11 protein-coding genes and 1 pseudogene are annotated in these 15,073 nt (G+C 59.1%); 8 read left to right on the forward strand and 4 right to left on the reverse strand.

Annotated features, from left to right (window positions below; genetic code table 11):
• Positions 1–64: 64 nt before the first annotated feature.
• From fdh to ROO76_22650, 4 genes are all read left to right on the forward strand, one after another.
• On the forward strand, positions 65–3,253 hold the full coding sequence (gene fdh / locus ROO76_22635) for a formate dehydrogenase (protein ID MDT8070968.1): 3,189 nt from the start codon (positions 65–67) through the stop codon (positions 3,251–3,253).
• On the forward strand, positions 3,250–4,032 hold the full coding sequence (locus ROO76_22640) for a 4Fe-4S dicluster domain-containing protein (GenBank protein MDT8070969.1): 783 nt from the start codon (positions 3,250–3,252) through the stop codon (positions 4,030–4,032). The genes fdh and ROO76_22640 overlap by 4 nt, the downstream gene beginning before the upstream one ends.
• Entirely contained in the window at positions 4,029–5,147 is a 1,119-nt protein-coding gene (gene nrfD / locus ROO76_22645) for an NrfD/PsrC family molybdoenzyme membrane anchor subunit (GenBank protein ID MDT8070970.1), read from the forward strand. The genes ROO76_22640 and nrfD overlap by 4 nt, the downstream gene beginning before the upstream one ends.
• 108 nt (positions 5,148–5,255) lie before the next feature.
• Complete coding sequence (locus ROO76_22650) at positions 5,256–5,765, forward strand: GNAT family N-acetyltransferase (protein ID MDT8070971.1); 510 nt, start codon at positions 5,256–5,258, stop codon at positions 5,763–5,765.
• A 49-nt stretch (positions 5,766–5,814) separates the two neighbouring features.
• Here the strand turns inward: ROO76_22650 and ilvA are convergent, their stop codons facing one another.
• Positions 5,815–7,023 (reverse strand): threonine ammonia-lyase, encoded by a 1,209-nt coding sequence (ilvA, locus tag ROO76_22655; GenBank protein ID MDT8070972.1) that lies wholly within the window; start codon positions 7,021–7,023, stop codon positions 5,815–5,817.
• 414 nt (positions 7,024–7,437) lie between these two features.
• On the opposite strand from ilvA, the gene ROO76_22660 reads away from it, so the two are divergent.
• The 4 genes from ROO76_22660 (at position 7,438) to ROO76_22675 (ending at position 11,225) form a co-directional block, all read left to right on the forward strand.
• A complete protein-coding gene (locus ROO76_22660) occupies positions 7,438–7,923 on the forward strand; it encodes a hypothetical protein (protein ID MDT8070973.1) in 486 nt (161 codons plus the stop codon).
• 107 nt (positions 7,924–8,030) lie between these two features.
• A complete protein-coding gene (locus ROO76_22665; protein MDT8070974.1) occupies positions 8,031–9,170 on the forward strand; it encodes a hypothetical protein in 1,140 nt (379 codons plus the stop codon).
• 1 nt (position 9,171) lies between these two features.
• A complete protein-coding gene (locus ROO76_22670; GenBank protein ID MDT8070975.1) occupies positions 9,172–9,726 on the forward strand; it encodes a DUF2085 domain-containing protein in 555 nt (184 codons plus the stop codon).
• Complete coding sequence (locus ROO76_22675) at positions 9,723–11,225, forward strand: radical SAM protein (protein MDT8070976.1); 1,503 nt, start codon at positions 9,723–9,725, stop codon at positions 11,223–11,225. Before ROO76_22670 ends, ROO76_22675 begins: the two co-directional genes overlap by 4 nt.
• A 12-nt stretch (positions 11,226–11,237) precedes the next feature.
• Here ROO76_22675 and ROO76_22680 read toward each other — a convergent pair.
• The 3 genes and pseudogenes from ROO76_22680 to ROO76_22690 form a co-directional block, all read right to left on the reverse strand.
• Positions 11,238–11,568, reverse strand: a pseudogene (locus ROO76_22680) (DHCW motif cupin fold protein).
• A gap of 160 nt (positions 11,569–11,728) precedes the next feature.
• Positions 11,729–12,967 carry a DUF1501 domain-containing protein gene (locus ROO76_22685; protein ID MDT8070977.1) on the reverse strand — a complete coding sequence of 413 codons (1,239 nt, stop codon included), beginning with the start codon at positions 12,965–12,967 and terminating at the stop codon, positions 11,729–11,731.
• Positions 12,968–13,000: 33 nt separating this feature from the next.
• Positions 13,001–15,031, reverse strand: a complete 2,031-nt coding sequence (locus ROO76_22690) for a DUF1800 family protein (GenBank protein MDT8070978.1) — start codon at positions 15,029–15,031, stop codon at positions 13,001–13,003.
• Positions 15,032–15,073 lie beyond the last annotated feature (42 nt).

Genomic DNA, 15,073 nt, shown 5'->3' on the forward strand with positions numbered 1-15,073 from the left:
CAACCTAGCCGTCACTCCGCGTGTCTCAACCCCAGAGAGCGATCGCCCGAATCTTGGAGGCCCAATGATTGGGGACCTGCTGAACCGCTGGCCTGTCGTCAAGCAGATCAAATCAGGCTCATGGCGCGGAACCGGAGAAGAAGCCATGAGCGATCACACCAAGCAGCTTCTCCCCAAGCACTTCGACGCCGATGTCGCCCGGTCGATCTGTCCTTATTGCGGCGTTGGCTGCGGCCAGCTCGCGTTCCACAAAGATGGCCAGCTCATCTCCATCGAAGGCGATCCGGCCTCGCCCATCTCCCGTGGCCGGCTTTGCCCCAAGGGCGCGGATACATTTGAACTGCACACGCATCCGCACCGCCTGAAGAAAGTGCGCTATCGCCGCCCATATGCGACCGAGTGGGAGGAGATTCCACTCGAGCAGGCGATGGACATGGTTGCCGACCGCCTTTGGGAATCCCGCGAGCGTACTTTCCAGGAAAAAGAAGATGGCGACTGGGTAATGCAGACCAAGAAGATCGCGCATCTCGGCGGCGCAACCCTCGACAACGAAGAGAACTACCTAATAAAGAAGTTATTTTCGGGTGGCCTCGGTATGGTGTGCATCTCCAACCAGGCCCGTATATGACACAGCTCTACCGTGCCCGGTCTGGGCACATCGTTCGGACGCGGCGGCGCCACCACCGCGCAAACTGATCTCGCCAACGCCGACGCCATCCTCATCATGGGCTCCAACATGGCGGAGAACCACCCTGTCGGGTTCCAGTGGGTTATGGAGGCGCGTGAGAAGAACAACGCCACTATCATCCACGTCGACCCGCGATTCACTCGCACCTCGGCTATGGCCGATATGTGGGTGCCTCTGCGCGCCGGAACCGACATCCTTTTCCTCGGCGGCCTGATCAATTACGCCATTACGCACAACAAAATCTTCCGCGACTACGTTGTTCCCTACACCAATGCTGGCGTCATCCTCCGGGATGATTTCAAGGACACTGAAGACCTCGGCGGCGTTTTTTCGGGCTGGAGCGGTAAAACCAAGAAATACAGTCCAGAAACCTGGCTCTATAAGGGTGAGCCGCGCAAGGAAGGCACACCTGCAATTCCCGGCCACTCTGAGTCAGGCGGAGGTCACGGCAAGGACCGCGGAGGTGAAGCCGGTAAGGTCAGTGAGTACGAGTTCGATGCCACGCTTCAGAATCCCCGCTGCGTTTTCCAGGTGTTGAAGCGCCATTTCTCCCGTTACACGCCGGAGATGATCGAGCGCCATGCCGGTCTTCCCAAGGACAAGTTCTTGAAGGTTGCCGAGGCCTTTACCTCTGCATCCGGCCCAGACAAGACCGCCGCCATCTGCTACGCCGTTGGCTGGACGCAACACTCCAAGGGCGTTCAAATCATTAGGACAGCGGCAATTCTTCAACTATTACTTGGGAACATCGGGCGTCCTGGCGGCGGCATACTTGCCCTCCGCGGACACGCGTCCATCCAGGGTTCCACCGATATTCCGACCCTCTATGACATCCTCCCCGGCTATCTGCCCATGCCGTTCTTCGAGGCAGATTCGAAAACGTTCGAGAACTACATTAACAAGCACCGCGCAAACAAGGGCCTGTGGTGGCACTTTGAAGACTACTTCGTCAGCCTCATGAAGGCCTGGTATGGCGAGCACGCGCAGAAGGAGAACAACTGGTGCTTCGATCTCCTGCCCCGTGTCACCGGTGACCATTCGCACTTCGGCTATTGGCTCGACATGCAGGACGGCAAGATGGAAGGCCTCTTCGTCATGGGCCAGAACCCGGCCGTCGGGGCTTCCAACGGGCGACTCGAACGTACAGCGTTGTCCAAGCTCAAATGGCTGGTTGTCCGAGACATGGTGGAAACCGAGACCGCCTCATTCTGGTACAACTCACCGGAAGTCGAGCGCGGCGAACTGAATTCCAAGGACATCGCCACAGAGGTTTTCCTTTTCCCAGCCGCCGGCAGCGCGGAGAAAGAAGGCACTTTCACCAACACGCAGCGGCTATTGCAATATCGCGAAAAGGCCGTGAATCCACCAGGCGACGCCCGCAGCGAAACTTGGTTCATGTATCACCTTGGAAAGCGCCTCAAGAAGAAAGCCGTTGGAAAAATCGGCGTCCGCTACGAACCCATCCAAAAGCTTCAGTGGAATTACACGACGCATGGTCTTCACGAGGAGCCCAGCGTTTCTCAAATCCTTCAGGAGATCAATGGCCGCGATCTGAACACTGGCGAGTTGCTCCCGAGCTACAAAAAGCTGGAAGCCGACGGCAGCACTGCCTGCGGATGTTGGATCTACTCCGGCGTCTTTCCTAAGGACTTGGAGAACAAGGCGCACAAGCGCGAACCCGTTGGCTACCTTGGCCACGGCTGGGGCTTCAGCTGGCCAAACGACGTTCGCATCCTATATAACCGCGCCTCCGCCCGTCCTGACGGGAAGCCCTGGAGCGAGCGCAAAAAGCTCGTCTGGTGGGATGAAGAAAAATCAGAGTGGACCGGGCTCGACACACCCGATTTCGAGAAGAAGATCCGCCCGGATTACAAGCCCAGCAAAGAAGCTACAGGGTCGGAAGCAATCCCCGGCGATAAGCCGTTCATCTTGCATCCTGACGGCATGGGCTGGCTTTTTGTTACCAGTGGTCTCAAGGACGGACCGCTCCCCGTTCACTACGAGCCGCTCGAATCGTTGTTCCCTAATGTGCTCTACCCGGAGTACGACAATAATCCTGCCGCGAAAAAGAAAGAGCGGCCTGACAATCCGTACTCGCAACCTTCCGACGCCCGCTTCCCTTACGTCCTCACGACCTATCGCCTGACCGAGCATCACACCGCCGGCGGAATGTCACGCTCGCTGGGGCATCTTTCCGAACTGCAGCCTGAGCTTTTCTGCGAGGTCTCGCCCGAACTCGCCGGCACTCTCGGCCTCGAGCACGGCGGTTGGGCCTGTATCTACACTCCTCGATCCATCATTGAAGCGCGCGTAATGGTGACCGCACGCATGCGGCCACTCTGGGTAGAAGGCCGCACGGTTCACCAGGTCGGACTTCCCTATCACTGGGGATACAACGGCCTTGCTCTCGGCGATGTCGTGAACGATCTGCTCGTCATCTCGGAGGAGCCCAACGTGCGCATTATGGAAACCAAGGCCCTCGTCTGCGATATCGTCCCTGGCCGGCGTGAAGCTGGTGCCAAAGCACTGGAGCAATGGAAATCACACATGAGAGAGGCCGTATGACCACGACCGCATTTCTCACCGACTCGACTCTCTGCATCGGCTGTAAAGCCTGCGAGGTCGCCTGCAAGGAATGGAATGGCATCTCCGACGACGGCCTGAACTTCACCGGTTTTAGCTACGACAACACAGGCGCCGTCGGCCACTCCACATGGCGACACGTTAAGTTCATCGAAGCCATGCCCATTCCGGGCGAAGGCGGCAATGCTCCCGACGTCGCATCCTGGGCGTTCTCGTCCGACGTCTGCAAGCACTGCGAAGTCGCCGGATGCCTCGAGGCCTGCCCCACCGGCGCGATCGTGCGCACCGAATTCGGCGGAGTCTTCGTTCAGCCGGACGTTTGCAACGGCTGCGCCTACTGTGTCGTCTCCTGCCCATTCGGCGTTGTTCAGAAAAATAAGGATGACGGTCGTGCATTCAAATGCACCTTCTGCTACGACCGCCAGAAGATTGGGCTTCCGCCTGCATGCGCAAAAGCCTGCCCAACAGAATCGATCAAGTTCGGCGAAATTAACGAACTTCGACTCGCCGGGCAGGAGCGTGTCCGTGAACTGCGCTCGCGCGGAATGGAAGACGCCGAGTTTTACGATCCCACGGAAACCAGCGTCAAGGGCACGCACGCATTCTTCATCACGCGCGGCGATCCCAAGCAGTACAACCTGCCGCCGCAACCGGAAGTCCCCACAACTTATCTACGTTCCGGGTGGATGTCCTCGGCACTCGCAGCCGGGGTACTCGCCGTAGGAAGCCTGATCGCATTCCTGGGGAGTGGCCGGCCATGAGCGATCCCCTCCTCAATCTCCCAAACGAGTACGCGCAGCAGGGCTGGCACGCCGATCGGGAAGCACGGCTCCTCGAAATTCGCAAGCGCGCGGAAGAGTTCGGCGAAGTCACTGAGAAGGGCGTCATTCCCGCTGGCGCTCCTTTTCCGATTGCGTCACCGAGTACCGGATACTACGGCATCCCTCTTCTGAAGCAGCCGCAATGGAATCCGGGAATTCCCGTCTACTTTTTCGTTGGCGGAGCCGCTGGCGCGTCAGCCGTGATCGGCGCGATGGCCCACTTGACTGGTCGTGACGACAAAGTTGCTCGCGATGCTCGCCTCGTCGCGGCCGCCGGTGCTGCCGTATCCGGCGCACTGCTCGTAGCCGATCTTGGCCGGCCTTCGCGCTTCCTTAACATGCTGCGAATGTTCAAGCCGCAGAGTCCTATGTCCATGGGCGCCTGGATACTCGCGGGCTTCGGAACTTTCTCCGGTGCCGCCGCCGTCGCGCAAATCCTCGCGGATCGTTTCGCCTTCGGACCATTCCGCATCATTGGTAATGTCGCCGAAGGATTCTCGGCGCTCTTCGGCCTACCCTTCTCCAACTACACCGGCGTGCTCATCGGCGCTACCGTCATTCCCGTGTGGAATCACAACGTCCGGACCCTGCCATTTCACTTTGGGATGTCCGGCATGAACGCCGGCGTCTCGGTGCTCGAGCTTCTCGGCAATGACACCTCGCCCGCGCTGAACCGTATCGGAATTATCTCCGCCGCCGCGGAAATCTATGAAGGCGTTGAACTCGAACGCAAGCGCGACCCGATCGTCAACGAACCGTTGAAGCACGGCGTCAGCGGTTGGATCACGCGTGCCGGCGGAATTCTCTCCGGCCCCGTGCCTCTCGTCCTCCGCGTCGCCGCCGAAGCCATGGGCGTTCGCCGCTCCCGCCAGCTTCGCCGCGCCGCCGCCGTCTCCAGCATCGCCGGATCGCTGCTCACGCGAATCGGTTGGCTCCGCGCCGGCCACGCGTCCGCAAAAGATTGGCGGCTGCCACTCCAGGTGAAAGCTCAGCCGCGCTTGCGCGAAATGCAATCTAAACCCGAATACCCGCATCTCCGCAAAACCGGCTCGTAGCTCGTCACTGTCTGGAGGGGCAGGTGACCTCGCCTGCCCGAGCTTTACTTTCGACGAAAGAGTTTTAGTGGCGCTGGCAACGGCTGTCCCATCCGCTAAAATCTCTGAATGCCGTTCTCCATCCGCCCCGCCGTAACCCCCGAGGACTTCGATATCGCCCGCACAATGTTCAGGGAGTACCAGGCCTCGATCGACACCGATCTTTGCTTCCAAAGCTTCGAGCAGGAACTCGCGGGACTACCCGGCAAGTACGCGCCCCCGCGTGGCACCCTTCTTATCGCGTGGATGGATAGCGAGGACCAAACGCAAATTCCCGCAGGCGTGATCGCCATGCGCCCACTCGCCGACGACATCTGCGAGATGAAGCGCCTTTACGTCCGCCCCATCGCCCGCGGACACAATCTGGGACGCCGCCTCATCGAGCATCTGATCAAAACCGCTCGCTCGGCCGGCTACCGCAAAATGCGCCTCGATACCCTGACCGACAAAATGGCCCGCGCTATTACCCTTTACCGCGCCTTCGGCTTCTACGACATCGCACCTTACTTCGATAGTCCATTGCCCAACGAACTCTTTCTCGAACTCGACCTTGAATCGGCTGCCACCGCCCAACCATAATCGTTTTTCGTCTTTTACCTTTGCGGTTTTTCCCTTCCCGTTTGCGTTTTTACTCGATCCGCTCGAACTGATACCGCTTCTCTTTTAACGCCGTAACTAACTCATGTACATGCTCCGCCCCACGCGTTTCCATGGTGAGATCGATCGCGGTATTTCCTAAATCCACTCCGAAGTAAGTCCGATCGTAAGCAGTCTGGACGATATTCGCCCGATGCTCCGCCAGCACGCCCGTCAAGTTGTGAAGCGCACCAGGATAATCCGGCAGATGGATTCTCAGCCGCACCATCCGACCGTCTTCTGCCAAGCCGCGCTCGATGATCCGCGACAGAATCGAAACGTCGAGATTCCCGCCGCTGATCACCACTCCGACATTCTTTCCCATCACCGCTAACTTTCTGTGCAGCAGTGCCGCGACCGGAGCCGCTCCCGCACCCTCGACCAGCGTCTTTTCCCGTTCGAGTAACAGCAGAATCGCCGCTGCGATCTCGTCCTCGTCGACGGTCACGATGTCGTCCACGTACCGCTGCACCATCTCGAACGTACGTTCGCCCGCGCGCCGCACCGCAATTCCATCAGCGAGCGTCGACGAAACGGGCAGCGTCACTGGTCCACCTTTCCGTACGGCTTCCCGCATCGAAGGCAGCCTGGCCGTCTGCACGCCGATTACACGCACCTTCGGATTCGCCTCTTTGATCGCGCACGCCACTCCGCTGATCATCCCGCCGCCACCGATTGAGGCGATCAGGACATCAATTTCTGGTACCTGCTCCATCAATTCGAACCCGAGCGTTCCCTGTCCCGCCATGACCGCATCGTCATCGAACGGATGCACGAACGTACGCCCAGACTCCGTGCACCGGCGCAGCGCCTCTTCGCAGGCTTCATCGTAATTCGCGCCATGAAGGATCACCTCTCCGCCGAACCGCCGCGTCGCCATGACCTTGATCAGTGGCGTCGCCATCGGCATCACGATCTGTGCTGAGATCCCGCGCTGCGTCGCGTGGTAAGAAATGGCCTGCGCATGATTTCCTGCCGAGGCCGCTATCAGGCCACACAAACGCTCGTCCGCCGAGAGCGTCAGAATCTTGTTCAGCGCCCCGCGCTCCTTGTACGACCCGGTCATCTGCAGGTTCTCGTACTTGAGCCATACGCGGCTCTCCGTCATTTGTGACAACGCGCTCGACTTCGCGCACCGCGACACCAGCACCGAACTCCCGATTCGTTCCCGCGCCGCTTTTACATCACCGACTGTGATCATCCGTTCTTTGACCTCGGTGGACCAGGTTCACACTCTGCTGCTGACGGTTAACCAGGGTCCTTTCCCCAATTGAAAAGCCACCACTCGTCTCGGCGGGTGGTGGCTTTCTTACGTAGATCTTTCGCCCGGCCCGCCTATGGAGCGATGGCAATAATCCGAATAATCGCGAGGGCGGATTTCCGGATGAACACACGACCGTAACTCGCCGCTGGTTCCAGCGAAATTGCCGGCCTTGAGAACATGTTCATCATGGCGTTCGTCATTCATACAGGGAAGCAGACCTGATGGTCAAGTTACTAGTACTAATGCGCTATTAGCCGCCTCACAACGGTGTCCGCGCGTTTGGAAGAATCGGCCCGTTGACTCCCCGGCCCAACGGCAGTACGCTTCCCCTGTCGTGGGGAGGCGACTGCCATGATTCCACGTGTCTTCTTTGGATTGGTTCTGCTGGTTCTTCTTCTCTCGTCCCAAGCCTTCTCGCAAGCCACTGTCGAATCGGGACTCGCCAATTCTGCCGCCGGCAATGCGGCTGCAAAAACCGGCTCCGCGCTCGGCAATGCTCTCAGCAACGCTTTCGACAAGAGCACACAGAAATTATCTAATGCCACAGAGGCTCCCGCGCAACCGAACCCAACACCCGTGACGACAACAGTTCCGCCCGCAGGCACGAACACTGCAACTGCGACGAACACGCCCCACGCACCGCTGCCGGCCCGTGACGCCGCTGTTGTCCAGTTCTCCGTTCAAGACGTCGGAACCAGTTGTCCTCCCGCAAAAGACTGGACCCAGGCTGACAACCAGCCTTCAGCAGACAACAAGCTCACGGTTTGCTCGCTTCATGCTTCCTCTGGGCCGTTCCCAAAAACCAAGTACAAACCGGTGGTAGATATAAAGTTCTAACTGCGTGATAGTGCCGTTGAATCACATCCCCCTGCTTCCCCCGTCACTGACGCCGATTTCTGTGCCTGCTTAACTATTCGCAAACTGTTTACTTTCAGGAGGTCATTGTGCACCCACCAAGGGCGTTGCACATCGTCCTCAGTCTCGTTGCCATTGCGGGCTTCTTCCTTTTCATCACCGCCTGCATGCCATCATGGAGTCCCGATGGCTCTCAACTCGTCTTCGACTATGTCAGGGCTGGCACGAAAGAATGCGGGATCGCGCTGTACGACACCGCGACCGGCAAAGCGACCTCCATCTACACTTATCGTCCGAAGGGCTCGAGCCAGCCAGTCATTTCTGCACAGTGGCGCGAGGATGGCCGCACCGTTCTTGCCTTCGTGTACGACGATGCCGCCCCCAGCGAAGAACGCTCATTCCTTGCCGAGGTTGCTCCCAACGGCGACGTAGTTCGAATCATCAAACTCAATCAGAGCGAGGGCTACTTCGCTCCCGCCGCTGAAGTTCGCCGTGTGCTCTATTTATGGGGCGATCATCCCATCAAAGTCGACCTCGGTAGCGGAGAATACAAAGACATAGAGGATCTGGGTACTGCCTATTTCTTCCGCGCCAACGACCAGGTTGCATTCATCGCCAAGTCGGAAAGCATGGAAAACAAGGACCTGTTCCTGATCGGCAGCCTGGAATCTGATTCCTCACAACCCCACAATTCCACGGAGTTTCGCGTCCCCAACCCAAGCGAAAGCGACTACAACGGTTTCGTTCCACCGCCCGCCACAGACCGCACCGGCCGCATTGCTTTGCCGGTGGCACGGGAAGATAAGACTGCCGTCATCGTGATCTGCGACCAACAAGGATTGCAACGCATCATCGAGCCGAAACTCGACCCGCACTCCCAAATCGGCAACCTCCAATGGTCTCCCGATGGCAACTCGCTTTATGCCGGGGTGCTCGGTGCTGTTAAAAAGAACACGTCCGTATGGTCAATCGCCGAAATCAATGCGGAGACCGGCGATATTGTGCGGATCGTCCCCGTCTCACAAATGAACGCTTCCGAGGGAGATGTTGATTCCAGCTTCTTCCATCACTTCCCAATTGCGCTTTCGCCCGATGGCCGCACCATTGCCACGAACCTGGCCGGGGCACCGGATAAGAGTGTTTCTGAAACTGATCGAGCCCTGTATCTTCTCGATCTCAACGGCGACTCAGCCAAGGTGACTAAGGTTCCCTACCCGGCAGCGAAGTGATATGGACTTTCTCCGCCACCTCTTCTCGCATATCTGCGGTCAGGTCAACTGCTGGCACGCTGGCGGTGTCGTCAGCGCTGCCTGTCAGCGCTGCACCGGACTCTACATCGGAGCGCTCGTCGCAGCTATCGCGTTCGTCACCTTCCGTCCGCGCCCGACTTCCCGCTCGCTCTGGTTACACGGCATCGCAATGCTTCTGATGCTTCCCTTCGGCTATCACCTGGTCCCTCAGAGCACTGTCGTTCGCGCAATCACCGGCCAGTTGTTCGGTTATGGGATGAGTTTTTACCTGCTGCTCCTGCCCGCCGATCGTTTTGATTTTTGGTGCACAGGAATACCGACTATTTCCAGCGTCTGGTATCTCATCAGCCTCATTACCGCGATTCCGGTCATCCTGCTGGGCGCAACTTCTGGCTCGCCGCTGGCGGTTACCGCCCTCAGCTATCTCGCTTTCGCCGGACTCATGTCGGTCACATATCTCATCTCGTGGAACGCGCTCATTCTGCTCGCAACGGCTTGGGGTGCCGTCAGCACGCGCATGTCTGGAACTGCATGAGCGACCTCCTCCTCTTCGTCCGGCCGCCCCGGCCCATCTGGCCGTTCAACGGACCTGACAGTGCGTTCTGGCCGCCGCTCGCCTTCGCCTCGCTTGCTGCCGCCGTCCGCGAACAGCTTCCAAACGTTAAAGTCTCCATCCTTGATGCACCTGCTCTGCGCATGGGCTGGCGCACGCTTGAGCAGCATCTGGGCGCCCTGAAGCCGAGTTACGTCGCGATCGGCGAAGAAGCCGTCAGTTGCGCCGATGATCTTCGCCTCGCCGCCCTGGCGAAATCCATGGGCGCGCAAGTGCTCGCCGGGGGATGCTGTTTCGGAAATCTGGCCGCCGAAGTGCTTTCCACAGGCCTCGTCGACTTCGTCGTCCACGGAGAGGGCGAACAGACACTCATCGAGCTCATGCAAGCCCTCGTGTCGCATGAGACACACTCTCTTCGTGACATCAAAGGTATCTCCTTCCGGGAAGAGGACACCCTCGTCAGAACGCCATGGCGTGACCCAATCGAAGATCTCGATCGTCTTCCGTTCCCCGCCTACGATCTTCTCCCAATGCACCGCTACGGCGCCGAAAGCCGCAACCATCGCGATTTCGTCGCCCTCGAACTCAGCCGCGGCTGCTGCCACCGTTGTTCCTTCTGCGTGCTCTGGCGTCAGATGGGGCGCCCTTCACCAGCTGTCGTGGCGCCGGGCGCGGCCCAGCAAATCGTCGAACCGTGCCTTCGCACTAAGTCCCCCGAGCGCGTCGTTGCCGAAGTCGAGTACGTGACTAAGAATTTCGGTCGCAAATACATCGGCTGGGTGGACCCGTGCTTCAATGCCAACCCGACCGTTCCTCGCCGAGTCGCTGAGATGCTTCTCTCGCGCGGACTGAAAATCGGCCAGAGCGCCTGGGTCCGTGCTGACTACCTCTGCCGCGACGCTGCCTCCGGTGCACTCGAACTGTGCGTTCGCGCCGGATTGAACGAAATCTATATCGGAATCGAGCGTTGCTCGAACAATGAATTGGGGAGTCTTGCGAAGGGTTCGCAATATGAGGAGGTACGCAGTGCCCTTCAGCACATTACGACGCGCTACCCCGCCGTCTGTACTATCGGGTCTTTTATCTATGGCATCGAAGGTGATACTCGCGACACTATTCGCGAACTGTTCCGCGGCGCCTATGACCTCCCACTGGATGTGGTGATCTTTATCCCGCTCACTCCCCTGCCCGGTACGCCTTTCTGGGATCGCTCGCTCTGGGACGGCACCGGAACCTCCCTACGCCAGTGCAGCTTTCTTCCAAACCCGATCGGTTCTGCCGCGGAACACCACAAGGCCCTGCTCCACGATATGACCTGGTACTGGCCCCCAGGTCGCCTTCGCTGCCTGGTGCATTCTCTCGCAGCGCCCGACGCCCGACGCCGCAGCATCGCACGGCGCATCTTCAGCCGCGGCTTCCGCTTCATCCTCAGCCCGCGTCATCGCGATCCCATGCCAATTCCGGCATGGTACGAAAGCTAGCCCGTTCTCTGTTTAATCCACAATGAACAGCTTTGCTCCGCTTGCGGTTGAGGACCTATGTGCTTCCATCCCATCCGCCACCTGGTAGCTCATTCCCGGCCGCAAAGTTATCCTGCGTCCGTCCTGCAATTCCGTTTCGAGCTGCCCTTCAACACACAACAAGATGTGCCCTTTGCTGCACCAGTGGTCCGCCTTGTACCCCGCCGTGTACTCCACCATGCGAACACGAATGTTCCCGACATTCTGTGTGCGCCAGTACGCGACGCCTGTTTCGCCCTTTATGCTCCGTCGGTTCAATCGCGGACCAATCCGTCGTGCTGAATGCAAAACCAGACATTTCCATGAGTGCGTCCTTATGTGAGACCTGGGGAAACGTAACATAAACAACGAACGGTCTCCAGCCCGCGGACTCGGTAAATCGACCCGCAGAAAAAGGCACGACTCACGAAGCTTGTTGCCCCTCCGCTTCGTGTCTTCGTGCCTTCGTGGTGAACGGTTTTTTCCTATCCGAGATATCTCAAGAACTTCGACGGACTGTTCTCGTATCCGGGAAACACTTCGTTCAGGTGTCGATTGCCAAGGTGCCGGTAAACTGCCTCCCCGACGACTTGCCGGAAGTCCGTTGTCAGCGCCAGGTCGCGCTGCTCGTGCAGTTGCTCATTCTCCAGTCCGGGCCACTTTCCATAGACTTTGCCGCCGCGCACGCGACCACCCATGACGAGCATCACGTTCGCATGACCGTGATCCGTCCCGCGATTGCCATTCTCGCGCGCGGTGCGTCCGAACTCGCTCATGGTCACAACCACGGTGTCTTCCGCAAGGTCGCCCAGATCGATGTAGAACGCCGACAGCGACTGCGAGAACTCCCGCAGCACGTTCGCGAGTTGTCCCTGCGTGTTGCCCTCGTTCACGTGATGGTCCCAGCCGCTGATGTCCGTAAACGCGACCTGCACGCCGAGGTTGGCCTTGATCAATTGCGCTGTCTGGCGCAGCGCGTCGCCAAATCTCCCGCGCGGATAATTAGCCCCCGGCGCTGGACGATACTGGTTCGGATCGGCCGACTTCAGCATCTTCACCGCCTCGAAGGTCTCCTGGCCTGTTCCATGCAGCACCGAATCCACGGTTCCGGCATACATCGCCTCGAACGTGTTCGCCAGCGGCTGCGCCGCGGGATTCCGTCCACCAACGCCGAAATCATTCACGTTGCTGACGGCGACCGCAGGCGCGGGGCCTTGCAGTATGCGCGGCAAACTCGTGCCGAGCGCAATCGCCTGGAATGGTTCCTTCTCATCGGCGTTCTCCGATTGCAGCGTCCGATTTAACCATCCGTCTTCCGTGCTCTTCACCCCCGGAGTTCCGCTCTCCATGTAATCCTGTGCGTCGAAGTGCGAGCGCGTTGGATCCGGCGAACCGGCCCCGTGCACGATCGCCAGATGTCCCTGGTCCCAGAGCGGCTTCAGGGACTGCATCGACGGATGCAGGCCGAAGAACCCGTCGAGATCGACGACGGACTGTTGCGGGATGGCAATCGAGGGACGCATCGCGTAATAGGCGCGCTCGCCGTGAGGAATCACGATATTCAGTCCATCGGCTGCGCCGCGCTGGAAAACAACGACCAGGCGCTTGTTGCCACCGTTAGTCTCTGCGCCGAACGCCGCTCGCGTCAGGAAGCTCGGCAGAGCCGCGGTTCCAACAACCGCCATCGCTCCACCACGCATGAATGCACGTCGTGTAATCGCCATAACTTCAGCTACTCAGCTCTATCGCTGAGACGCTTACCTCCTCTGAAACTCAGGACTTCCCAGGATCAATCCCGCAACTGCGCCGACGATGACTGGCCTTGGCGCATCGTCGAGTTTCCGTCCGCTGACCATTGGGTCCTTTAACCTCTTCTCGATCGTGTCATGTGTCTGTTCGGAAACATCGCCGTTGAGGAGGGAGTTCTCCAATGCCGCCAGAACCTGCTCTCCGTCAGCGTTTCCAGTGGCCACTCGGGAGAGATTGGGATCGCTCTGGAGGTTCAGCTTCACTCCCGGCAAACGTCCAACTCCGAGCGCGAGAGCGAAGTTCATGCGGTCCAACAGCGCAGCGGAATTCACCCAGGTCGACGCCTTCATCGAGTAGCCAGTTGGCGGTTGAGCTCCGTAAAGCGGCATTCCCATCTTGTTCAGTTGCTGGATGAGCGGAAGACCATTCTCGACGTCGGCGTTCGTGGCGCGCAGGGCGGAAGCGACGAACTCCAGCGGCGTCTTGACCTTGGCTCGATACGCTTCTGGAGACCAGAATTCGGGCGACTTGAACATCGTTCGCAGGACTTCGCGAATGTCGCCGTCGCTCTTCCGGAAGGTTTCGGCCATACGATCGACCAGCGAATCCGGAGGATTGTCGCTGACGAAGCGCATCGCCAGCTCGCGCGAGATGAACCTCGCTGTTGCGGGACTCGAGGCGAGCATTCCTAGAGCTTTCTCGCCTTCCTTCTCGCCGTCCTCCTTGAACTTGTGGCCGAGGAAGTACTTCGTTCCGGGTTCGTGCAGACGCTCGTTGAACTCGAATCCACCGCCGCGACGAGGCCGCTGGATCGTCCAACCTGTCAGTATCTTGGCGAGTTCGGTTACGTCCTTCTGCGTGTAACCTCCGTTGACGCCGAGCGTATGCAGTTCCATCACTTCACGCGCGTAGTTCTCGTTCAGGCCTTTCGGGGCCTTCTGGGCAAACTGCTTGAGTCGCCCCTGCTGCTGCGGAGTGAGCGGGCGAGCGAAGCGTCCGCGGCGACCAAGGCGCTGGGGCATTTCGCCATTGGCCATGCGGTCGCGGTTCAGCGCGGCCTGCGAGTTCGGTCCAACGCTCTGCCAATTGTCGAGGTAGAACAGCATCGCTGGACTTTGCGCAGTTGCCATCAGCAGGTCCTTGAACTTGCCGAGAGCGTGAGGTCGAATCACATCGCGCTCGTAGGAGGTGATGAGGTAACGATCTGGTCCCTTGCCGATGAATACGTTGAAGTGGTTGAACCAGAAGTCGGTCATGACTTCCTGGAGCTGGCGTTCGCTGTAGACTGCGCGCTCGAGCTTCGCCTGCATGAGTTCCGCGGGAATGACCGCTTGCGGATTCGCCAGCGCGAGCAAGGTTTCCTTCTGCTTCGGAGACATTCCGTCGAGAAGCTGCATTCGTTCCTGCGGCGCGAGGACGCGAACCAGCCGTGAACGCTCATCTGGCTGCATATTCAGGATCGCCTTCATGCGATCGTCAGGAGACATCGAGAGCAAGCGACCTGCGTCTGCGCGCGCCTGACGTTGAGCTTCGCGCTTCGCGGCCTGCTCTTGTGGAGTCATCTCGTTGGAAGAGTTGTCTTGCGATTGCGCGTTGTCGGCGCTAGTCGCCTGCTTCTTCTGCTGCTTGTTCTCGTACTTCGCGATCGCGGCCTCGTAGACTGCTCGTTCCTCGGGATCCCGAGGCATCGACAGTTTGCCATCGGCGACTTGCTTTATCACTTGTGGTGGAGGAAATTCGGCGAGCATTTCTCGCGGCTGCATTTGCAGAGTACGGAATTGCTCGAGTCGAGCCTGCAAAGCTGAATCGTCGATCTTTTCGGGATGGAACTGGAGATCGATCCAGTTATCGACGCCCCTAGCCAGCACCCGGTCGACGTCGCCGGGACGAGGACCGAAGGTCAAGCGGTTGAGGGCGTGGATTGCGCGCTGGCGCTCGTCCATGCGGGTCGTGCTCTTGCGCTTGTCACCGGCGAGAAGCCAGGTGGCAGATAACGTCAACAGCAAGGCTGTGAGCGCGATCGCCGCGCTCGGTCGCATCCATCTCCGTCGCATCAATCCCCCACTTCAGGGCAGAACTTT

This window comes from Terriglobia bacterium (genome assembly GCA_032252755.1).
Lineage (GTDB): Bacteria > Acidobacteriota > Terriglobia > Terriglobales > Acidobacteriaceae > JAVUPY01.

Excerpts from the sequence above, each read along its gene's own strand:
- ROO76_22675 (MDT8070976.1), top strand. The coding sequence starts at position 9,723 with ATGAGCGACCTCCTCCTCTTCGTCCGGCCGCCCCGGCCCATCTGGCCG.
- ROO76_22685 (MDT8070977.1), bottom strand. The coding sequence starts at position 12,967 with ATGGCGATTACACGACGTGCATTCATGCGTGGTGGAGCGATGGCGGTT.
- ROO76_22650 (MDT8070971.1), top strand. The coding sequence starts at position 5,256 with ATGCCGTTCTCCATCCGCCCCGCCGTAACCCCCGAGGACTTCGATATC.
- ilvA (MDT8070972.1), bottom strand. The coding sequence starts at position 7,023 with ATGATCACAGTCGGTGATGTAAAAGCGGCGCGGGAACGAATCGGGAGT.
- ROO76_22660 (MDT8070973.1), top strand. The coding sequence starts at position 7,438 with ATGATTCCACGTGTCTTCTTTGGATTGGTTCTGCTGGTTCTTCTTCTC.
- ROO76_22670 (MDT8070975.1), top strand. The coding sequence starts at position 9,172 with ATGGACTTTCTCCGCCACCTCTTCTCGCATATCTGCGGTCAGGTCAAC.
- ROO76_22690 (MDT8070978.1), bottom strand. The coding sequence starts at position 15,031 with ATGCGACCGAGCGCGGCGATCGCGCTCACAGCCTTGCTGTTGACGTTA.
- nrfD (MDT8070970.1), top strand. The coding sequence starts at position 4,029 with ATGAGCGATCCCCTCCTCAATCTCCCAAACGAGTACGCGCAGCAGGGC.
- ROO76_22640 (MDT8070969.1), top strand. The coding sequence starts at position 3,250 with ATGACCACGACCGCATTTCTCACCGACTCGACTCTCTGCATCGGCTGT.